The following is an 18,084-nucleotide window of genomic DNA, read 5'->3' as shown; positions in this document are numbered from 1 at the left end:
TATATATCACAAAGTAATTCAATGGAGAATGGGAGAGAGATAACTGAATGGCATTACAAACCGCAGCAAGTGCACCTGTAAACACTGAGTTTTCTATAAAGACAATTATCGCACCCCTCATGGCTGTTATCCTAGGCATGATTATGGTCATCCTTGATAGTACCGTTATCAATGTGGCTATTCCGAACTTACAAGCGTATTTCGGGACAGAATTAAAGACAATTCAATGGACGATTACCGGATATATGCTAGCATTATCGGCCGTTATCCCACTGGCTGGCTGGATGACAGATAAGTTCGGGGCTAAGAAGATCTTCGTCATCACGATAGCCTTATTTACATTCGGATCCATTCTTTGCTCTCTGGCTCAAACCTCAGAACAACTCATCATTTTCCGAGTCATTCAAGGGCTTGGTGGCGGTATGGTCGCTCCCATCGGAATGGCTATGGTCTTCAAACTTGCTCCTCCTGACAAGAGAGGTTCCGTTATGGGTATGCTTGGTATTCCCATGTTACTAGCTCCTGCCTCAGGACCCATATTGTCAGGTTGGCTGATCGATATCGCATCATGGCATTGGATCTTCATTATTAACGTACCGATCGGGATTGTTGCTGTTATTGTAGGGATTAAGTTCTTACCTTCATTTGAGAGTAAAAAGGTACCTTCACTCGATATTTTTGGAATCATCCTCGCTCCGATCGCATTCGCCATGTTAGCTTATGGTGTAAGTGAAGCCGGAACTAGCTGGACATCCAGAAGTACATTAACAGGATTGATCGTTGGTGGGGTTGCCCTCATCCTATTCATTATCGTAGAGCTTAAGCAGAAGGAACCTTTACTAGAACTTCGTGTCTTTGCTTCTTCTGACTTCACAAGAGGTGTAATCTTGTCTTGGATCACACAGGTCGCTATGTTCGGTGCCATTCTTATGATTCCTCTATATTTACAAAATGTTAGAGGATTTACGCCGCTTGAAAGTGGGTTTACCACGCTCGCTCAAGCTCTTGCATCCATGGTCTTGATGCCATTTGGAGGTAAAATGTTCGATAAGTGGGGCGCCCGTCCACTTCTACTGGCAGGTCTAACACTAGTATCGACGGCCCTATTCCTATTCTCTCAGATTACTGTTGATACAGCTATGTCTATGATTATACTTCCACTTGTATTTATGGGTGCAGGCATGGGGCTTACGATGATGCCACTCAATACACACATCCTAAATTCAGCTCCACGTAAACTCGTAAATCGGGTAACGCCGCTCACTTCAGCTACACAACAAGTCGTTACATCATTTGCTATCGCTGGATTAACTGGGTACTTAACTTCACAGATCGTCCATTACATGTCCGCTCCCGAGACAGCAGGGAATATGCAAGCCAGCTCGACTGCGGCATTTGCTGATACATTCTTCATTACAGCATGTGTCGCTGTTGCAGGACTTGTGCTAACCATATTCTTACGCAAACCTCGTGTTAACCCAGGAGATGAGCTTGCAGATGACGAAATGCCAGACGTAAAAACGATGATTTCGCATTAATTGAATTTAGTTGTTAGTAAAATATAAAAGGATGTTCCTGCAAGCCTTGAATTAGGCTAAGGAACATCCTTTTATTTTGCAGTAATTAAATTAAATAGTCTGTTTGGATATCGCCCCAAAATAATCTACAACGACCTCACGTAATTCCAGCGCAGCCCGCGAAATGTACCGACTCCTGTGCCATAATAAAGCTATCTCCCGTACCAATTCTTGATTCTCCACTTGGAGATATTTGATACGTTCCCGTGAATTCTTTGCCGTGCTTGGTATGAAGGCTATGCCAATTTCGGCTTCTACAAGAGTACTTAACCTTGCAGGTTCATTTCCCTCATACACATATTTAGGTTCAAATCCAACCGATTTGCATACAGAGTCCACTAAATCGCGAGTACCGTAGCCTCTCTTTACACCTACAAACCATTCATCCCTTAGTTCTGCCAAGGATACGCTGCTTCGGTCTGCCAACCGATGCCCCTCCGGAACAGCTACAAGGATTGGGTCTATGAATACAATTTGGCATTCAATGTCATCCCCTTGAATAGGAGGAGAGGACAAGCAGAAATCGACCTCTCCTCTATGAAGAAGCGTAACCATTTCCTGCGTGGTCAGCATTTGCACATGAAATTGGATATAGGGCTGCTTTTTCCGAAACTCTCGAAGAATATTTGGCAGCATGCTTGCGGTGGTCACCGCTAATTCGAGTGTGTTATGTTCCGGACTGGATAAATCGCTAAGCTCTCGCTTCCCCTGTTCCAATTCAAACAAGGCCCTTTCTGCACGGCGAAGGAAGCTGCTTCCGAACTCATTCAATCGCAGATTCCTCCCTATTCGATCGAATAGAGGGACCCCTAGATCCTCCTCCAAGCGTTGAATCGTTTTACTAAGTGACGATTGTGTAACGTGCAGATTTCGTGCAGCTTCGGTCACATGTTCCAAACGTGCTACTGCGAGAAAATATTGCAGTTGAAGAAGTTCCATTTCGCGCCTCCATTCATTCCCTCAAGTCAATGATATTATAACATTTAATGCGTTGGAACGAATAATCAATTTCAAGTACAATGACATTAATACGATTGAGGGGGACCAAAAATGAGTGTTCGTAGCAGGTGGTTAATGATTTCAGTTGGTCTAGGAATACTATTGAATCCATTAAATTCTTCGATGATTTCTGTTGCTATTCCAAGGCTGCAACATGTGTTCCAACTTAACTTTACAGATGTTTCTTGGATTATTTTTTCTTTCTACATTGCAAGTAGCATCGCTCAACCTGTCATGGGAAAGGCCAGTGATTTATTCGGTCGCAGGAAGATATTTCTCACCGGGCTTATTGTAGCCTTCATTGCATCATTATTAGCTCCATTATCACCAACCTTCGGGTGGCTCATCGTGTTCCGCATTGTGCAAGCCATCGGAACAAGCATGATGGTTGCAGTTGGAATGGCCATTGTGCGGATTCATATTACAGAGAAACAAGCGACTGCGCTGTCTGTATTGTCCATATTCCTATCCGGAGCAGCAGCAATTGGACCCTTTATTGGCGGGATCATCATTCACTGGTGGGGCTGGCCTGCTATCTTTTTCGTCAATATTCCATTCGTGGTGGTGAGCTTTCTATTATCTTGGAGGCATATTCCTAAGGATGAACCGTCAACTTCCGTTGCTCTGGGCATGTCCTTTCGTAAATGGTTTGATTTGATTGATGCGTCAGGGATCCTACTCTTCACGGTGGGGCTGGTTGCCCTGCTCCTTGGATTACTCTCAGCAAAATCATCTGGGTATTTCTCATTAGGTAATGTCATTATCGTGCTGGTAGCCCTCGTGCTACTTGCGGCTTTCGTACGACATGAGTTAAAAGCGACGTCACCCTTTATCCCTTTACGCACATTCGCCAAAAATCCTGCGATGACTTGGGTTAATGTCGAATTCATGCTCGTTAACGTACTTTATTACTCGCTCTTTTTCGGGCTTCCATCCTACTTGCAAATGGTACGTCATGTGAGCGAGTTCCAAACAGGAATTCTCATGCTAAGCTTAGGCTTTTGCTCGCTAATCACTTCTCCAATTGCAGGACGATGGATCGATAAATCAGGACCCAGGCCGGCATTGCTGGTGTCCGCAATCCTAATGACATTAGGGTCGGTGTGGCTCGTGACATTGAATCAAACTTCACCGGTTATCAGCGTGTGCTTGGCGTTGGCTGCATTCGGTATTAGCAACGGGTTGAACAATGTAGGTATGCAAGCGGCCTTGTTCCAAAGTTCTCCAAAAGAAATAATCGGTGTAGCATCCGGATTATTTAATACATCAAGATACTTGGGAACTATTCTCTCTTCCTTGTTGATAAGCATCGTCATGGGAGGCGAGTTCAGCTTCAGGGGATTTCGAGTGCTTGGGATTATTCTCACGGTAATCGCATTGTCTTTGGTATTCATAAATCAGCGGCGCAGGGAGGATTATTCACCAAGGTTAGAAGAAGGTTAGATTTATATTTCTATATTTAAAATACATGCATTTTAATGTTGTTTTTCCATTGACAACAAAGATATTTTTATTAATAATAAAGAATAAACAACAAGAAAGGCGATACAAAACCATATGATAAAAGCAATCATTTTTGATTTGGATAATACACTTTATTGGGACGAACGCTCGAATGATGAAGCTTTAGACGCGACTTGTCTCTTTGCATCGAGTGATATTTCAGCGATTTCTCCCGATCAACTTAAACATGACGTCATCCGAGAAGCCGAGCTACAATTCGCCACTTCCAATTTCTTTGATTTCGCTAGTTCGATTGAAGTCACGGCACTAGAGGCACTTTGGGCTCGATTCGACTTAGGATCCCATCCGATGTTAGAGAAGATGAGGATTGAAGCCCCGATCTATCGATTTAACGCATGGAATGCGGCACTTCAAAGCTCAGGTCAATATAATCCAGACTTAGCTTCCGTTCTTGCTGTACGCTATCCCCGAGAGCGCAGAAAAAGATCATTTATTTATGATGACATGTTCGAAACGCTTACTCTGCTTCGTTCCAAGTACCGCCTTCTCCTATTGACCAACGGAACCCCCGATCTACAGCAAGAGAAAGTGGACAGCGTTCCAGAACTGGCTTCTTTCTTTGAACATATCGTAATTTCCGGCAATTTCGGAGAAGGCAAACCTTCAGAATCCATATTCCGTCATGCCATCGATTTACTCGAAATAAACCCGGATGAAGCCGTGATGGTCGGAGATAACCTGTACACAGATATACTCGGGGCTAATCGTTCGGGTATCCAAAGTATTTGGATAAACCGTTCCAATGCCTCTAGACCCGACCATATACATCCCACACGTGAAGCATTGTCGCTAAGTGAGCTTCATCCCCTGTTGCTTTCATTGTAATGATGAACACGAAATACAACAAAAACAAAGATTGAGACATTAAAGTAATAAAAAATGCCGCTCCTTCATCTTGGATGAAAGAGCGGCATTTCATGTACCATACACAATATAGATTAGTTGATCCAACGAAGGTCAATTTTCATTAGCTCATCTTCCCAATCTTCTGGGCAGCTTACATCTGACACGATAATATCTACTGCATGGAACGGCATAATTTTAGAGAAAGCCTGAACCCCGATTTTGGAATGATCGGCTAGAACAATCGTCTGACTTGCAGCATTTGAGAACATTTTTGAAATATGGGATTCGTTAATATCGTAGTCCGTAATCCCTGTCTTCAACGAAACGCCGCCTACCGACAGAAATGCTTTGTCCAGATGGAAATCCTGCAACATATTCTCGCACAGCGGTCCTGTAATTGAGTTCTGTTCGGGATTCAACTCACCACCTAGAAAGATAACTTTCCCGGTAAACCGCCCTCTGCTCAAAGCTTCCGACAAATGAACGCCAACAGCCAAGGAATTCGTTAACACGGTAATGTTCTTTTTCCCTCGAATCGACTTCACCATTTCGATCATTGTCGTTCCTACGTCCAATGCGATCATATCACCATCTTGAATTAAGGAAGCGGCAATCTCGCCGATTCTCTGCTTACCTTCAACATTAATCGTCTCACGTTGCTCAAAGGTAGGCTCTCCATACTCATATGCAGAGCGTACGGCGCCGCCGTGAACTCTGCGTAAATGGCCTTCGGATTCCAAAAAGTCTAAATCACGTCGAATCGTCTCTGTCGTAACGCCAAGTTCATCGGCAAGCGGAATTACTTTGACTTTGCCGTCTTGAATTAAGTATTGCATGATCAGATCTTGTCGTTCTTTTGCCAATAGAGACATCCGTTTACCACCTGTCTTCGTAAATAATAAACATAATACAACTAAGTATATCTGGTTACTACAAAGATTCAAGTAGGTTGTGGATCGCTTGAGCGGCTTCCGCTCGGGTTACTAAACCTTTTGGAGCAAAATTCCCGTTTGTTTGTCCCTTCAGTAAATGAAGTGCTGTTGCCTGATCTATTGAAGCTTGCGCCCAAGAACTTATCGATTTGTTATCCTTATATTTCGTTGTACCAAGCACAGGGCTTTCCTTATGGGTTAACTTCCAAGCACGTACAAGCATCACCGCAAATTGTTCCCGTGTGACGTTTCCATCCGGCATGAATGTATTCTGGTTAACCCCTTGTACTAGCCCGGATGTAGCTGCTGCAGAAAGGTCGTTGTTGTACCACATTCCTTTTTTCACATCCGTAAACGAAGGCTCTGCGCTACCCGATAATCCTGATGCACGAGCAAGAAGAGCGGCGGTCTCCGCACGTGTCATGGTTACATTGGGTTTGAACTGGAGCGGACTTTCGCTAAACGTAGACCCTTCAATGAAATCTCGGAATAAGTCTCGCGCACTTAGATCAACAACAGCAGTTTCGGCCCAGTGCTTATTGAGATCGGCATATTTCGCTTCATACTCCAAGATCATATATTGACCATTGCCCACAATCTTATAGGATCCTTGTTTGTCCTTTAAAATCGTATCAAAATCCGTAAGTCTCATATTACTCTCGTCAAAAATGTTATACAGTCCTATACGTTTCCCATTCATATTTTCCTTAACGGGTGCAGAAATTTGAATCTTACGATCTTGTACGATTTGATTCGAGCCTTCAGAAGATGCCCAGAGAATGCTAACCATAGGTGACATTAAACGAATAGCTGCTGCACCTTGCGATTTCAATGTTGCATCTAAATCATCGGTAATCGGATGATAGGATATGGTTAATTGCGCCTTCGCTTGTTGTTCCTTGGACATTCCCTTTCCGACTTCTTCAAGCTCGGACCTTGCAACTTGAACCGTCCCCCATGGAAACACAACATCAATTAGCTCTGCACTAATATCAGCTAACGAATAAGGGATCTGAACTTCTGTCTTAGAATCGGGAATCGTAACACTCACTGATTTAAGACTACTGCCTGGTTTGAGATCCTTAGGTTTAACCACTTGAATTGATTCTTGATTCTGGCTAGGTACATTAGGTGTCACAACAGCACCTGAATTTCCGTTCCCACCATTCCCACCGTTCCCTCCGCCTCCGCTATTTGAACCATTACCTTCTCTGTTGATGACTTCAATGTCAAACGATGCCATTAAGGTTCCGAAATATGCGGTGATGCTCGCTTTTCCTTTACTTAACGCTTTAACTACTCCTGTTGCGTCGACAGTCACTACAGCTGCATTACTACTACTATACTGAACATCTTCGGAAACCATTTGTTGACTTCCGTCACTGTATTGTGCGGACAATTTCAATTGTGTTCCATCGTTTACATTTAGTTTATTGGCACCATAAATTTGTAGGGATTGAAGCACTGGCTTAGGCTGCTCCGTCCCTGCATCAGCCGTCACCATCAACTGAACTGTACTCTGAAATACGCCATATGTTGCGGAGACTACTGTAGACCCCTCTTTCAGCGCCGTTAACACACCAGATCCTACATCAACGGAAACAACGGTAGGGTCTGCCGATAACAATGTTATTCCTTCAACCGCTGGAATCCCTGGACCCAACAACGTTTGCTCCGTTTGATCGGTATATTGCGCTGTGACTACAGCTTGAAGCGTCTCTCCTACCTTCACATTGTTCAGGTTGTCCAAGCGAATGGACTGCATATCTGGTTGAGCAATCACATCCGATGTTACTAATAGTTTATAGGATGCGGATAAACGCCCTGAATTTACGGTAATTAACGTTTCTCCATCTTGTTTGGCAGTCACAACACCATCAGTATCAACCTCTGCGATCTCCGGTTGACTGCTTGTAAATACCATATTCGGTACGTCTAATGTTATGCTCCCATCCGAATATACAGCTTCCACGACCGAATGCAACTGCTCGCCCACACTCATAGGAGCAAGCCCTTTAAGACGAAGAGATTCAATAACCGATGCTTGAATTGTAAAGCTGCGTTCTTCCGATTTCGTTGTATTAACGGAATCGGAAGCTTGCGCATACCAAGTATAGGGTTGTCCAGCTTGTCTGTTATTCCACACAAACTCTGCTCTCCCATCAACCGCCGGTACCTTGCCAAGTGAGTTGATCTGGCTTCCCTGAACTCCTATATAATCCGTAGCCAACTCAATATTCCCTTGGCGTGGGTTTAATGGAATCGTATATGCTTCGAACTTAGACTGAAAGTACCCCGTGTTCTCATTGGTCACTGCCGAATACGGAACCATATATAACTCTTGATCCTTCATATTGAAATACATCATTCGGAATGAAGCCGCACCTCCGAGCGCTACATCTTGATAATCGTGTAAATTTTCATAGACGACTTTTCCTCCGATGCGCTTCACATTGTATATGGCAGCTTGATGATGGCCGCAAAGCACCATGAATACATTGCTATTGGGTGCTACCACTTTGTTCATCAAATCCACGGCATCCACAACATCGTCGGTTCCATAGTTACCTGAATCATAATAGAGATATTCGTGGACAGCTAAGATCGCTTTTCTATCTTTATATTGCTGTAAAATTCCGTTCGCCCAATCCATATCCGACTGGGTGTAACCCCAACCCAGATACATAATGATGAAGTCGGTTCCGTTCGCCGAAATCAAGTCATAATGGTTTTTGTTATTGTTCGTATTTCCTGCATAGTAAGGCTTGTTAGCAAACCTCGATTGACCGAAATAATCAAAGTAGTAGGCATTAACATCATGATTTCCTTGAATGACGCCATATGGCACATTAGCATCGTCAAGTATTTTCATACTGTGGTCTGCATTAATCCATTGGGATTGTGCTGTTGCCGTATTAACGATGTCCCCCGTATGGGCCACATATTTAATACCTAACTCATCTTTATGATCAGCTATCCATTGCGTTTCTTTATCGAAAATATGTGGAAAAGATTCCGACTGATACTGCGTATCCGTCATCCATACGAATGAAAAGTCATAGTCTGAGCGATTCGGAATTTTCGCTGGCTTAGATATATCACGCTGTGTCGAGGCAACATATAATTTACCTACTTTGGTTGTGCTGTTAATCATCGTTGCCGTATTTAGCGTTCCTTTTATCTTAAAATCTTTCTGATCTTCAGAGCCGTTTCCTGATCCGATTAACTCCCAGCGACTGTTGGTGTTATTCCATGCATACATCATCATCTTCTCGTTGGTATGCCCTTTCCAAACGACCTCCAGCTTATTGATACCCTTCAGATCTTCCGATACGCTCAGATCAAAACGCTGATAAGGGTAGTTGCTCAAAGAACGACTGTTAAAATATTCGTTATCCTCAGCGGCAATTTGATCGTAACCCTTTGAGGACAATTGCGTCTCACTCGTAATGGTCGTATTCGCTGGCGCTGTCATACTATTCGTACGATCATACGCCACATCAGTGCTGATCTTGGATGAGAAATCCTTCGTTAATTTAATGTCCTTCTCATAAAATTCGACGTCTACCGGGTCACCCGTTGGGTCGTTTACCTGCACTTGTAGCGGAACAGCATTCGATTGCTGTGTGAGTGTACCTGACTGTCCAGATGGCGTCACCATTGGGCTTAACGCTGAACCGTCAATGCTGAAGTTAACCGTCTTCTCTGTCGTCTCGTTGGTATCCGAAAGAGATACAGCCTTTACATTCAACTGTTGAACACCACTCTTGAGCCCAGTCAAATTAACCTGGATCAGACCTGATGCATCCGTGTCCGTCTCAACAGGCTGTCCTCCGTTTAACGTATACGTCACTTTAGAAGGCTTGTTGAGGATGCCCGTAAAGCTTAATTCAGGGGAATAGTAGACCTCACCGTCTTTCGGTTGCAACAAGGTCATAATTAATTCTGAATTTTGCGACTCTTTCGTTCCATAGAGGAGGAACGAATCCGTCATACTCGCATACTCAGCTTGGATCCAGTCTGCACTTCTGGCTGCACGCGATACTCTGACTTCATCCACGCCACCATGGAATGCGCCACCCGTCATTCCTGCATCAGAGGCCTTTCCTATCGTCAAAGGTGAGGCCGCCCCCGAGGTTTTAATAATAGCTCCCTCCCTTGTTGTGGAAGCTACCTCAACCCCATCTCTGTATAACTTTAAGTTATTGCTTGCTTTGGTGCTATCATAGGTAAGAGATAAATAAGTCCAATTCGCATCGACCGTTCCAGCATCCATCTCTCCCGTGGGTGCATATCCGTTCACAGCAGAGTCAACACTATTGGTATACACGTTCGCCTTCCATTTCCCACCGTTTATCCTGATCGAGAAGGCTTCATTGGCATTGTCACCGTCGCGTGCCCGGGATATCACATAGTAGTTTTGCTTCAACTCGTACTCATTTGCACGAACCCAACCTCCAATGGTCATTTGTTTCTCTCCATCTCCGACATTCCCGTTCGTCGACCGAATCCCACCACGATGACTTTCGTAGTATTTGCCAATGCGATTATATTTGGGATCTTGCCCTTCCAAACTGTAAGAAGTACCACTTTCAGTCGCCCCTACACTTTGTCTTAAGCCTATATTATTGTTTGCGGTGGAGTCCTGAAATTGTTTCACTGCGGATGGCTTGGTGTAGTAATCTTCGATTCTCTCTCCGAAATGATAGACGAGTAAATAACTCGGATCCCATACTTGCTTGGCATTGTTGACTGCCTTTGAACTTCCACCATAATACAACCACATATGATCCGTGCTTGATTTGCCATCAATTTGGGGTACTTTTACCCAGACAATGCTTTCACCTTGCGCGTCCCATTTCTCAACCTCATAGGGTAGTACTGTTAACTGATCTTCATCATAAAATTGTAGGTCCGTAGGTCCCGTCACGGCATAATCAATCTTGGAGGTATCCAATCGTACGGGAACCGAGAAATTCAGTAAGTTTTCATTAGATGCGATGTTGTCAAAAGAAAGCTTCATTCTATAGTTGCGATTAGAATCCGCCCAGTCTGAAATCTTCGATGAACTGCTTGCATAAGCCTGTGGACTTTGGACGTTTAATGTTAATTGACAGGCCATCAGTAGAGCCATGAACATGCCTACATATTTTTTTGCTCGAGGAAAAGTTGTCATTACTCAGTCACACCTCCCAATGTATTCAACAAATTCACAATCACTTGAACGGACTCTGCACGAGTAGCTGAGCGCTGTGGCTCAAACTTACCGTTACTTGCTCCTTTTATGATGCCGATAGAAGACATCTGTTGAACGGCGGAGACAGACCAAGCAGACAATTTCGTTGCATCCGTATACTTAGGCATACTCACCGTTGCATCATTCCCCTTCAGAAAACTATAGGCCCGGGCAAGCAGAACCGTCATTTCTTCTCTTGAAATGGGTGCTTCTGGAGCGAATTTGTCGCCTTGTTGTCCATTTACCCAGCCTGCTTTCACCGCTGCCCCTACATAGGTTGCATACCATGTATCTTTAGAGACATCCGAGAAATTTTGCGAACCTTGCAACGGAATATTCAGAGATCTAACCAATAAAGCAACGAACTCTGCTCGCGTGATGCTACGGGATGGTTCGAAATAATCCTCGCTCGTACCTTCAGCAATATGTTTGGCGGTTAATGCTTGAATAGCATCTAAAGCCCAATGTGTTCCATTAACATCCTTGTAATTCTTTTCATAGGTCATCACGATATATTGCCCGTTTAGCGTTACATCCGCCTCGATTCCATTGGATGTTACTTGGCCACCGATGTACTTGATCGTTCCGTCGCTCAGTCTTTGATACACACCTAGCAATGATTTCTTAGCATCCGACTTATATGAGAATACTGCATGTACGGGGTCCATCAACTGGACTGGTGTACTTTGCGAGCTTCCATCTTTCACGCTAACCGTGATGATGTGGGCTTTAGATGCTACATTCATGTTTACGGAATCTGGCATATTCGCTTGACTCATCCATTGTTTCAATTCAACATTCGGAACATCAGCATTAGACCAAGAGAAAGTTAACCCTCCGTTGGATCCCTCTTTCATAGCAGCTTTGAATAGGCTTGAAGGTAAGTTTAATTGCATACCATTACCCTGTAGCTTAAAGCTATTATCGCCGAGGAGATTGCTGGCATTTACCGGGAACACCAACTCAGCTGTATCCGTTGATATTGGATATAGGTTCTTATTCTTAAGATCAGCGTCGGTGATGACTATCCTATTGGATGTAGTCGGGTTGGTTACTCCAACACTTGAACCAGCTCCATTACTACTATTATTGCTATTGTTGCCACCGCTACCATTATTGTTGTTACCGCCATTACCATTGTTGTTATCGTTGTTCGATGAAGAAGGCTCTATCGTCATTTCGTAATTACTTATCATGTCGTTATAAACCGCTGTAATCATCGTCTTTCCTGGAATTAATGCCGTAAAGGAACCCGGTTCTTTCATCTTTATTAAGCTTTCGTTCGCAATCGACCAATTTGCTGCCTTCGTGATATCAACTACCGAATCGTCACTGTACAACGCTTCCGCTTTGAGGTCGAAGGAATCACCAGTTCGAATCGTAGTTAACGTTCCTGTAATTCTCACTGAACGAAGCTTAGGTTGCTGCACGGTCACGCCGTACCCGACTTCGTACCCTTGATAAATCGCTGAAATATAGGCTGATCCTGCTTGCACTGCTTCGATTACACCCGTTACAGCATCAATGGATGCCACTGAAGGGTTATCACTCTCATATCGCACATCCTGCGTTATCGTTATTTCGGAATTGTCCGAGTAAACGGCATTTAGAACGGTGGATCCCTTTTGACCTACGTACAACATCAAAGGGCCCGTGAATTTCAATGATTTAATCTCGGATGCACCACCCACGACTTGAACCCTCAAGTCTGCATTCATACCCAAAGACTCAGCATGAATGATCGCCTTACCTTCTTTTAGAGCAGTAAGTTTGCCTTCAGGGGAAATGGTTGCAATACTTGGCTGATTCGAGCTGTATACATTACCCGAAGTCAGCATCTCCGATTCTCCATTATCATAGTTAACATATAAGCTGAGATCCGCTTGTTCACCTGTGCGGACCACGGAAGGACCTACGATCGTCAAGGATTGCGGAATTTTATTCTTTACCGTAATTGAGACGTTCGCGCTAACCCCTTCAAAAGTCGCTTTCAGCACAGCTGAACCTGCCTGAAGAGGTGTGATCAAACCATTTTCCGTTACAGTCGCGATATTCGGCGTAAGACTCTTATAGCTTATTCCGCTCTCAGCAACCCTTTCCGATCCGTCAGATGCGACAAGAATGATCTTGGCTTGCTCTGTCGTGCCCACATATATTTCTTGCGGAACTTCCCATCGTAATGCTGAAATCGTAACTGGTGCTACGCTCGTCATTCGGTCATATAAGTCCTTAACGCTAGCTGCCTCAAGCACCTTGCTGTACAGGTGAACGAAACCTATTTTTCCGTCCATGTAATTCTTAGCTCCGTCACCTGCTGCATTAGCACCGATGAGTAAATCAACTTTTCTTGCACCCGCTACAACACCAGTAATGGGCTTACTACCCACAAGGGTACCGTTTAAATATAGCTTTGCTGTCGCGCCGTCGTATGTTGCCGTTGCATAATACACTTGTTGCGTCGTGATTGTATCTTTGCTCTCCACGATCACATAGGATTCTTGCCCATTGATTTTACGAATCAAAAACCAAGCTTCCAGTTTCTTCGTAATCGGATTAAATTCTAATGTGTAATCAGAGTGATTTGTTTTTCCGATAAGGGTCTGATTTCGATAAAGATCATCAAGCATAAAGGACGTTGCCAATGTTAAATACATTGGACTTAGCGCTTCCTGATGAGGAATGCGAGCATAGTAGGATCCATCTACATCCAGTACCCTTTTATTAAAAGCAGGGTGAAAGTACAAATTAGGATCTTGGTCCGTTAAAACATCATTGTGCAGGATGCTCTTGTCTTCAATGACTGCCTGTTCAAAAGAAAGATCTAGCAAATCCGGATTCATTCCCACAGGCGCCACAATATCGAATCCCGGCATCGTCAAGGTATTCGTTAACCTACCGGTCGCCCAGATGCCGGAAGCCGTTCCCGCTTCAACTTCAATCGTATGCGTAGTTCCGGGAGGAATCGCTTGAAGCGTGGTCTGATGTTCAGAAGAAGGATGCGTAGATAACAACGTACCGTCCAAATACACGCGATATTGGGTGATAACTTGTTCATCGAAGGCTGCTGGCCATTCGATCTTAAGGCTCGTAAGCCCCATCGGTGTTAGCGTTAATGATTGGCTTGTAGGCCACAATGTGCCTGGTATGTCATACTGGAAAGAAGGTCCGTCCGTTGTCCAGTTACCAGCAGCATCACCCGCTTCTATCTTGAAGGACCCCTTCTCTCCGGGAAGCATTTCACGAAAGCTATAACTGGTTAAGTTTCCTGCAACGGTTGAAATTAGTGATCCGTTTCGATAAACACGATATTGGGTTATCCCTTTATCGTCTGCTGCAGCAGTCCAGTTCAGAATATAGTTCGTCGGGTCTATTTGTACCCCTGTCACTTGACTGCCTGTCCCCCATGTAGGAATTTGATGATCAGCCATTATGCCTGTTGTGTCGTAATAGCATTGCAGTTCGTCAGCTGTCAGCCCTTTATTGAACATCTTGGCATAACCAATTTTCCCTGTGAAATGGAGCTGCCCTGTTGTTGCTGTCTGCGGATCTGTGCCGATAGCTAATGGCACATCATTTGTTGATACTGCACCCGTACGTGCTTCAGTTGCGACTACTTTACCGTCGACATACAAAGTGTGTTGTGTTCCCGTATAGACAATGGCTGCATCATAATATTTATTGGCTACGAGTGCGGGGCTAGCCAGTTTACGATAAGCACCGCCAATATAATTCCAAGATTCAATTTTATTAGGATTAACTTCTAGCCCGTAACCTCCGGCTTGCGTTTTACCGAATAGGCCCTTCTCACCTGTCAACGAGCTGGTGCTAAATTGTATGAGCATTGTAAATGGACCTGTAATATCTAAAGCAGCAGAGTCTGGAATCATAATAAATTGGCCGTTGCCGTTTAAGCTCAGCACTTTTTTCCCTAGCGCAGGCTCATAGACGATTGACGGATTTCCGAATGCTGTACCGTCTACATTTCGTGGCGACTTGTCATCTGTCATTGAATCGTTAAAGTCGAAATCGACCAGATCGGCAACCGGCGCACTACATCCGCTTGCCGCGTGTGAAACCGGCGCAGGCCATATCGCAAGCTGCATCGCAATTGTTAAGACCATGACAGAGGATAAGACTTTTTTGACATTTCGATTAAACATGCGCATCCACTCCTACCGATTTTTTTATCGAATTCAGGCTACTCGCCTTGATTCTCAACTTGTCACTTCTCTTGGAACGATGTTTGGTGATAAGGGCAACCAGTCCCTCATAGCCACCCTTCACGCCCAAATTAACCAGTAAGATCAACATCGACATTGCCGCTGCTTCAGCCACATCCCCGGCATCTTCCATATTGACAATAGCAACGGAAGCCGGTTTCAAGTCCGCACCGTACAGAAATACCAGCGCCGATACAGTGACCATGGAGTTAACAAACAAATACACCATCATCCCTGTAATCGCAGGCATACACATCGGAACGGTAACGCGAAAGAACGTTCTGTAAAAAGAGACGTTCATTGAATCTGCTGCTTGTTCCATCTCTTTGTCTAACTGCTTAAGTGCTGTCGTTGCCGACAGAAAGTTAACGGAGAAGAAATGGACGATATTAGCTAACACCAGAATGGTCATCGTGTTATACATGAAGTGGAGCGGATTATTCGGCAAATTAAAGAAGAAGATGAAAGCCAAACCGATGACAATGCCGGGTAATGCCAGCGGAATCATGGCCAAGAAGTAGAGTAGCTGCCGTAAAGGCGCAAACAATCTGATTTTCTCCGTCATATAGGCGATAAAGAAGATGACCGCTGTGCCAATAATAGCTGTATAGAATGACATGGTTACACTGTTGAAGAACGGACTTAGGCCCGCCCCAGCAGCGTTGTAAAAACGATAATGATCGAATGACAGTGTTAAGTTGTACGGCCATATTGTAACCATTGAGGCAAAGCCCACTGCCACAAATAACAGCACAATACAACCGGAAATGAGAGAACAGTACAACGTAAGCCAAAAGTCTCTCATCCGGCTTTTCCTAATCACATATACGGTTGATTTCGCTGTAAATGTACCTTGTTGTTTCCTAGAAATGATGCGATCAACGATAAATGAGCAAATGGACGGTACAATAAGAATCATGCCTACTACCGCACCCATCGACATATTCTGTTGCCCAATCACTTGCTTAAAAATATCTGTAGCTAACACATTGTATTGACCTCCGACGACCTTCGGAGCTCCGAAATCTGTAAAGCTGAGTGTAAAACATACAAAACAGGTACTAATGATCCCGAATTTCACACTAGGTAGCGTGATGTTGAAAAACTGACTTATTTTCCCGACGCCCATCGTTTCCGCAGCTTCATACATACGGTAATCTGTCACGGCTAATGAAATCGATAGAATGAGAAATGCTTGAGGAAAGGTGTAGATTACCTCGGAAATGATGATCCCTACGGGACCGTACAGGTGAATATCGAATGAGAAGGGTAACCAACCGAAGAAGCCTGTCGTAAATAACCCCTGATTGCCGAATAAATAGGTCAGTCCGATTCCGTGCATCATCGTTGGCGTAAATAAAGGGAGCATCGCAATATATCGAAATAATGGTTTGGCTGCAATTCCTGTCCTAGCCATCGCATAGGCAAAAATAAAGGCCAAAATGACCGAAATAACCGTCGTCCACAACGAAATGTTCAACGTATTGATAATGGAATGCGATAATGAAGGGGTTTGAAAATAGGTGATGAAATTGGAAAAACCCACTTCAAGGGTTTTACTGTCGATAAATGCTTTACGAAACAATTGGAATAAAGGGAAAACGATGGATACGAACATCAGAAACGCCAACACAATGAGCCATACGACTTGATGGCGTTCGTTCACTCCGTAGGATTGCGTTTTTTTTCGACTGTGCATCATGAATGTCAACCTTTCGTATTGCAGTGAGTTGCTGAATCCTTATGTAAAGTGAATGAGACGACGTTCCGGCATTAATAAATGGACAACGGATTGTCGCGCAAGATTAAGGTGACTCACGTCATGATCCAATACATCTACGGACACTTCTTTGTCCACCCAAGCTTGGTTGCTAAGCTTCAAATAGACTCTGCTGTATATCCCACGAAATTCTACTTGTTGCACAATGGCAGGGACGGACCCCTCTACTTGTGACGGTTGAATCTGAATATATTCCGGTCGGATGGCCATTACCCGATCATCCTGAAGAGGAATTAGATTGACTGAACCGATAAAATCAGCGACAAAAGGGGACGCAGGAACTTGATACACATCGCGTGGCGAGCCGATCTGTTCGATTTCTGCATCATTCATGACTACAATTTGGTCCGCCATCGTCAAGGCTTCTTCTTGGTCGTGCGTGACCATAATCGTCGTAATACCCAACTTTTCCTGCAATTCGCGCAGCTCCTTCCGAAGCTTATGGCGAACTTTGGCATCCAGCGCGGACAGCGGTTCATCAAGCAACAAAAAATCGGGAGATAAAGCAATGGCTCTTGCCAATGCAACGCGCTGCTGTTGTCCTCCCGACAGTTGAACCGGATAACGATCCTTTAAATGAGCTAATCCGACAAGATCTAGCATCTCGGTTGTCTTTTCAGTAATTTCTGATTTCGACAATTTACCTTTCAGTGCAAAAGCGATGTTCTGCGACGCACTCATGTTAGGAAATAAGGCATAGGATTGAAATACCATGCCGACATTTCGTTCCCCCGCTGGTAGCGATGTAATATCGTTGCCATTGACTTTAACGCACCCTTGATCCGGCTGTTCAAGACCGGCAATAATACGCATCAGCGTCGTTTTCCCGCAACCACTAGGACCCAAGAGGCAGGTGAACTGCCCCTTGGAGACATCAACAGTAATATCATTTAGCGCGGTGAACGAGCCGAAGGTTTTCGTGACATGTTGTATAGATAGATAAGGCAATGATGTCATTTCAAAACTCCTC

The 18,084-nt window shown here is 44.2% G+C and carries 9 protein-coding genes; 3 read left to right on the top strand and 6 right to left on the bottom strand.

Features of this window, described 5'->3' with window-relative positions:
* Nucleotides 1–47: 47 nt before the first annotated feature.
* Nucleotides 48–1,538 carry an MDR family MFS transporter gene (locus BW961_RS17375; protein ID WP_068588502.1) on the top strand — a complete coding sequence of 497 codons (1,491 nt, stop codon included), beginning with the start codon at nt 48–50 and terminating at the stop codon, nt 1,536–1,538.
* A gap of 90 nt (nt 1,539–1,628) precedes the next feature.
* Here BW961_RS17375 and BW961_RS17370 read toward each other — a convergent pair whose 3' ends face one another.
* A complete protein-coding gene (locus BW961_RS17370) occupies nt 1,629–2,516 on the bottom strand; it encodes a LysR family transcriptional regulator (protein ID WP_068588505.1) in 888 nt (295 codons plus the stop codon).
* 111 nt (nt 2,517–2,627) lie between these two features.
* On the opposite strand from BW961_RS17370, the gene BW961_RS17365 reads away from it, so the two are divergent.
* On the top strand, nt 2,628–4,019 hold the full coding sequence (locus tag BW961_RS17365) for an MFS transporter (RefSeq protein WP_068588507.1): 1,392 nt from the start codon (nt 2,628–2,630) through the stop codon (nt 4,017–4,019).
* A 114-nt stretch (nt 4,020–4,133) separates the two neighbouring features.
* Nucleotides 4,134–4,925 (top strand): HAD family hydrolase, encoded by a 792-nt coding sequence (locus BW961_RS17360; protein WP_068588511.1) that lies wholly within the window; start codon nt 4,134–4,136, stop codon nt 4,923–4,925.
* A gap of 113 nt (nt 4,926–5,038) precedes the next feature.
* On the opposite strand, the gene BW961_RS17355 is transcribed toward BW961_RS17360, so the two are convergent.
* From BW961_RS17355 to BW961_RS17335, 5 genes are read right to left on the bottom strand one after another with little or no spacing between them, the layout of a single operon-like run.
* Entirely contained in the window at nt 5,039–5,818 is a 780-nt protein-coding gene (locus BW961_RS17355; protein WP_068588514.1) for a DeoR/GlpR family DNA-binding transcription regulator, read from the bottom strand.
* 58 nt (nt 5,819–5,876) lie between these two features.
* Nucleotides 5,877–11,054, bottom strand: coding sequence for a DUF2341 domain-containing protein (locus BW961_RS17350; RefSeq protein WP_068588519.1), 5,178 nt, complete (start codon nt 11,052–11,054; stop codon nt 5,877–5,879).
* On the bottom strand, nt 11,054–15,274 hold the full coding sequence (locus BW961_RS17345; RefSeq protein ID WP_068588521.1) for a LamG-like jellyroll fold domain-containing protein: 4,221 nt from the start codon (nt 15,272–15,274) through the stop codon (nt 11,054–11,056). Before BW961_RS17345 ends, BW961_RS17350 begins: the two co-directional genes overlap by 1 nt.
* Entirely contained in the window at nt 15,267–17,033 is a 1,767-nt protein-coding gene (locus BW961_RS17340) for a putative 2-aminoethylphosphonate ABC transporter permease subunit (protein WP_068589012.1), read from the bottom strand. Before BW961_RS17340 ends, BW961_RS17345 begins: the two co-directional genes overlap by 8 nt.
* A gap of 42 nt (nt 17,034–17,075) precedes the next feature.
* Nucleotides 17,076–18,071: an ABC transporter ATP-binding protein gene (locus BW961_RS17335; RefSeq protein WP_068588524.1), complete on the bottom strand. Its 996-nt coding sequence runs from the start codon at nt 18,069–18,071 to the stop codon at nt 17,076–17,078.
* Nucleotides 18,072–18,084: the final 13 nt, after the last annotated feature.

Origin of the sequence: Paenibacillus macquariensis, assembly GCF_900156375.1 — a bacterium.
GTDB lineage: Bacteria > Bacillota > Bacilli > Paenibacillales > Paenibacillaceae > Paenibacillus_AQ > Paenibacillus_AQ macquariensis.
This window is presented reverse-complemented; position numbering and strand designations above follow the sequence as displayed.

Coding starts and splice junctions, on each gene's coding strand:
- BW961_RS17375 (WP_068588502.1), top strand. CDS start 48: ATGGCATTACAAACCGCAGCAAGTGCACCTGTAAACACTGAGTTTTCT.
- BW961_RS17370 (WP_068588505.1), bottom strand. CDS start 2,516: ATGGAACTTCTTCAACTGCAATATTTTCTCGCAGTAGCACGTTTGGAA.
- BW961_RS17365 (WP_068588507.1), top strand. CDS start 2,628: ATGAGTGTTCGTAGCAGGTGGTTAATGATTTCAGTTGGTCTAGGAATA.
- BW961_RS17360 (WP_068588511.1), top strand. CDS start 4,134: ATGATAAAAGCAATCATTTTTGATTTGGATAATACACTTTATTGGGAC.
- BW961_RS17355 (WP_068588514.1), bottom strand. CDS start 5,818: ATGTCTCTATTGGCAAAAGAACGACAAGATCTGATCATGCAATACTTA.
- BW961_RS17350 (WP_068588519.1), bottom strand. CDS start 11,054: ATGACAACTTTTCCTCGAGCAAAAAAATATGTAGGCATGTTCATGGCT.
- BW961_RS17345 (WP_068588521.1), bottom strand. CDS start 15,274: ATGTTTAATCGAAATGTCAAAAAAGTCTTATCCTCTGTCATGGTCTTA.
- BW961_RS17340 (WP_068589012.1), bottom strand. CDS start 17,033: ATGCACAGTCGAAAAAAAACGCAATCCTACGGAGTGAACGAACGCCAT.
- BW961_RS17335 (WP_068588524.1), bottom strand. CDS start 18,071: ATGACATCATTGCCTTATCTATCTATACAACATGTCACGAAAACCTTC.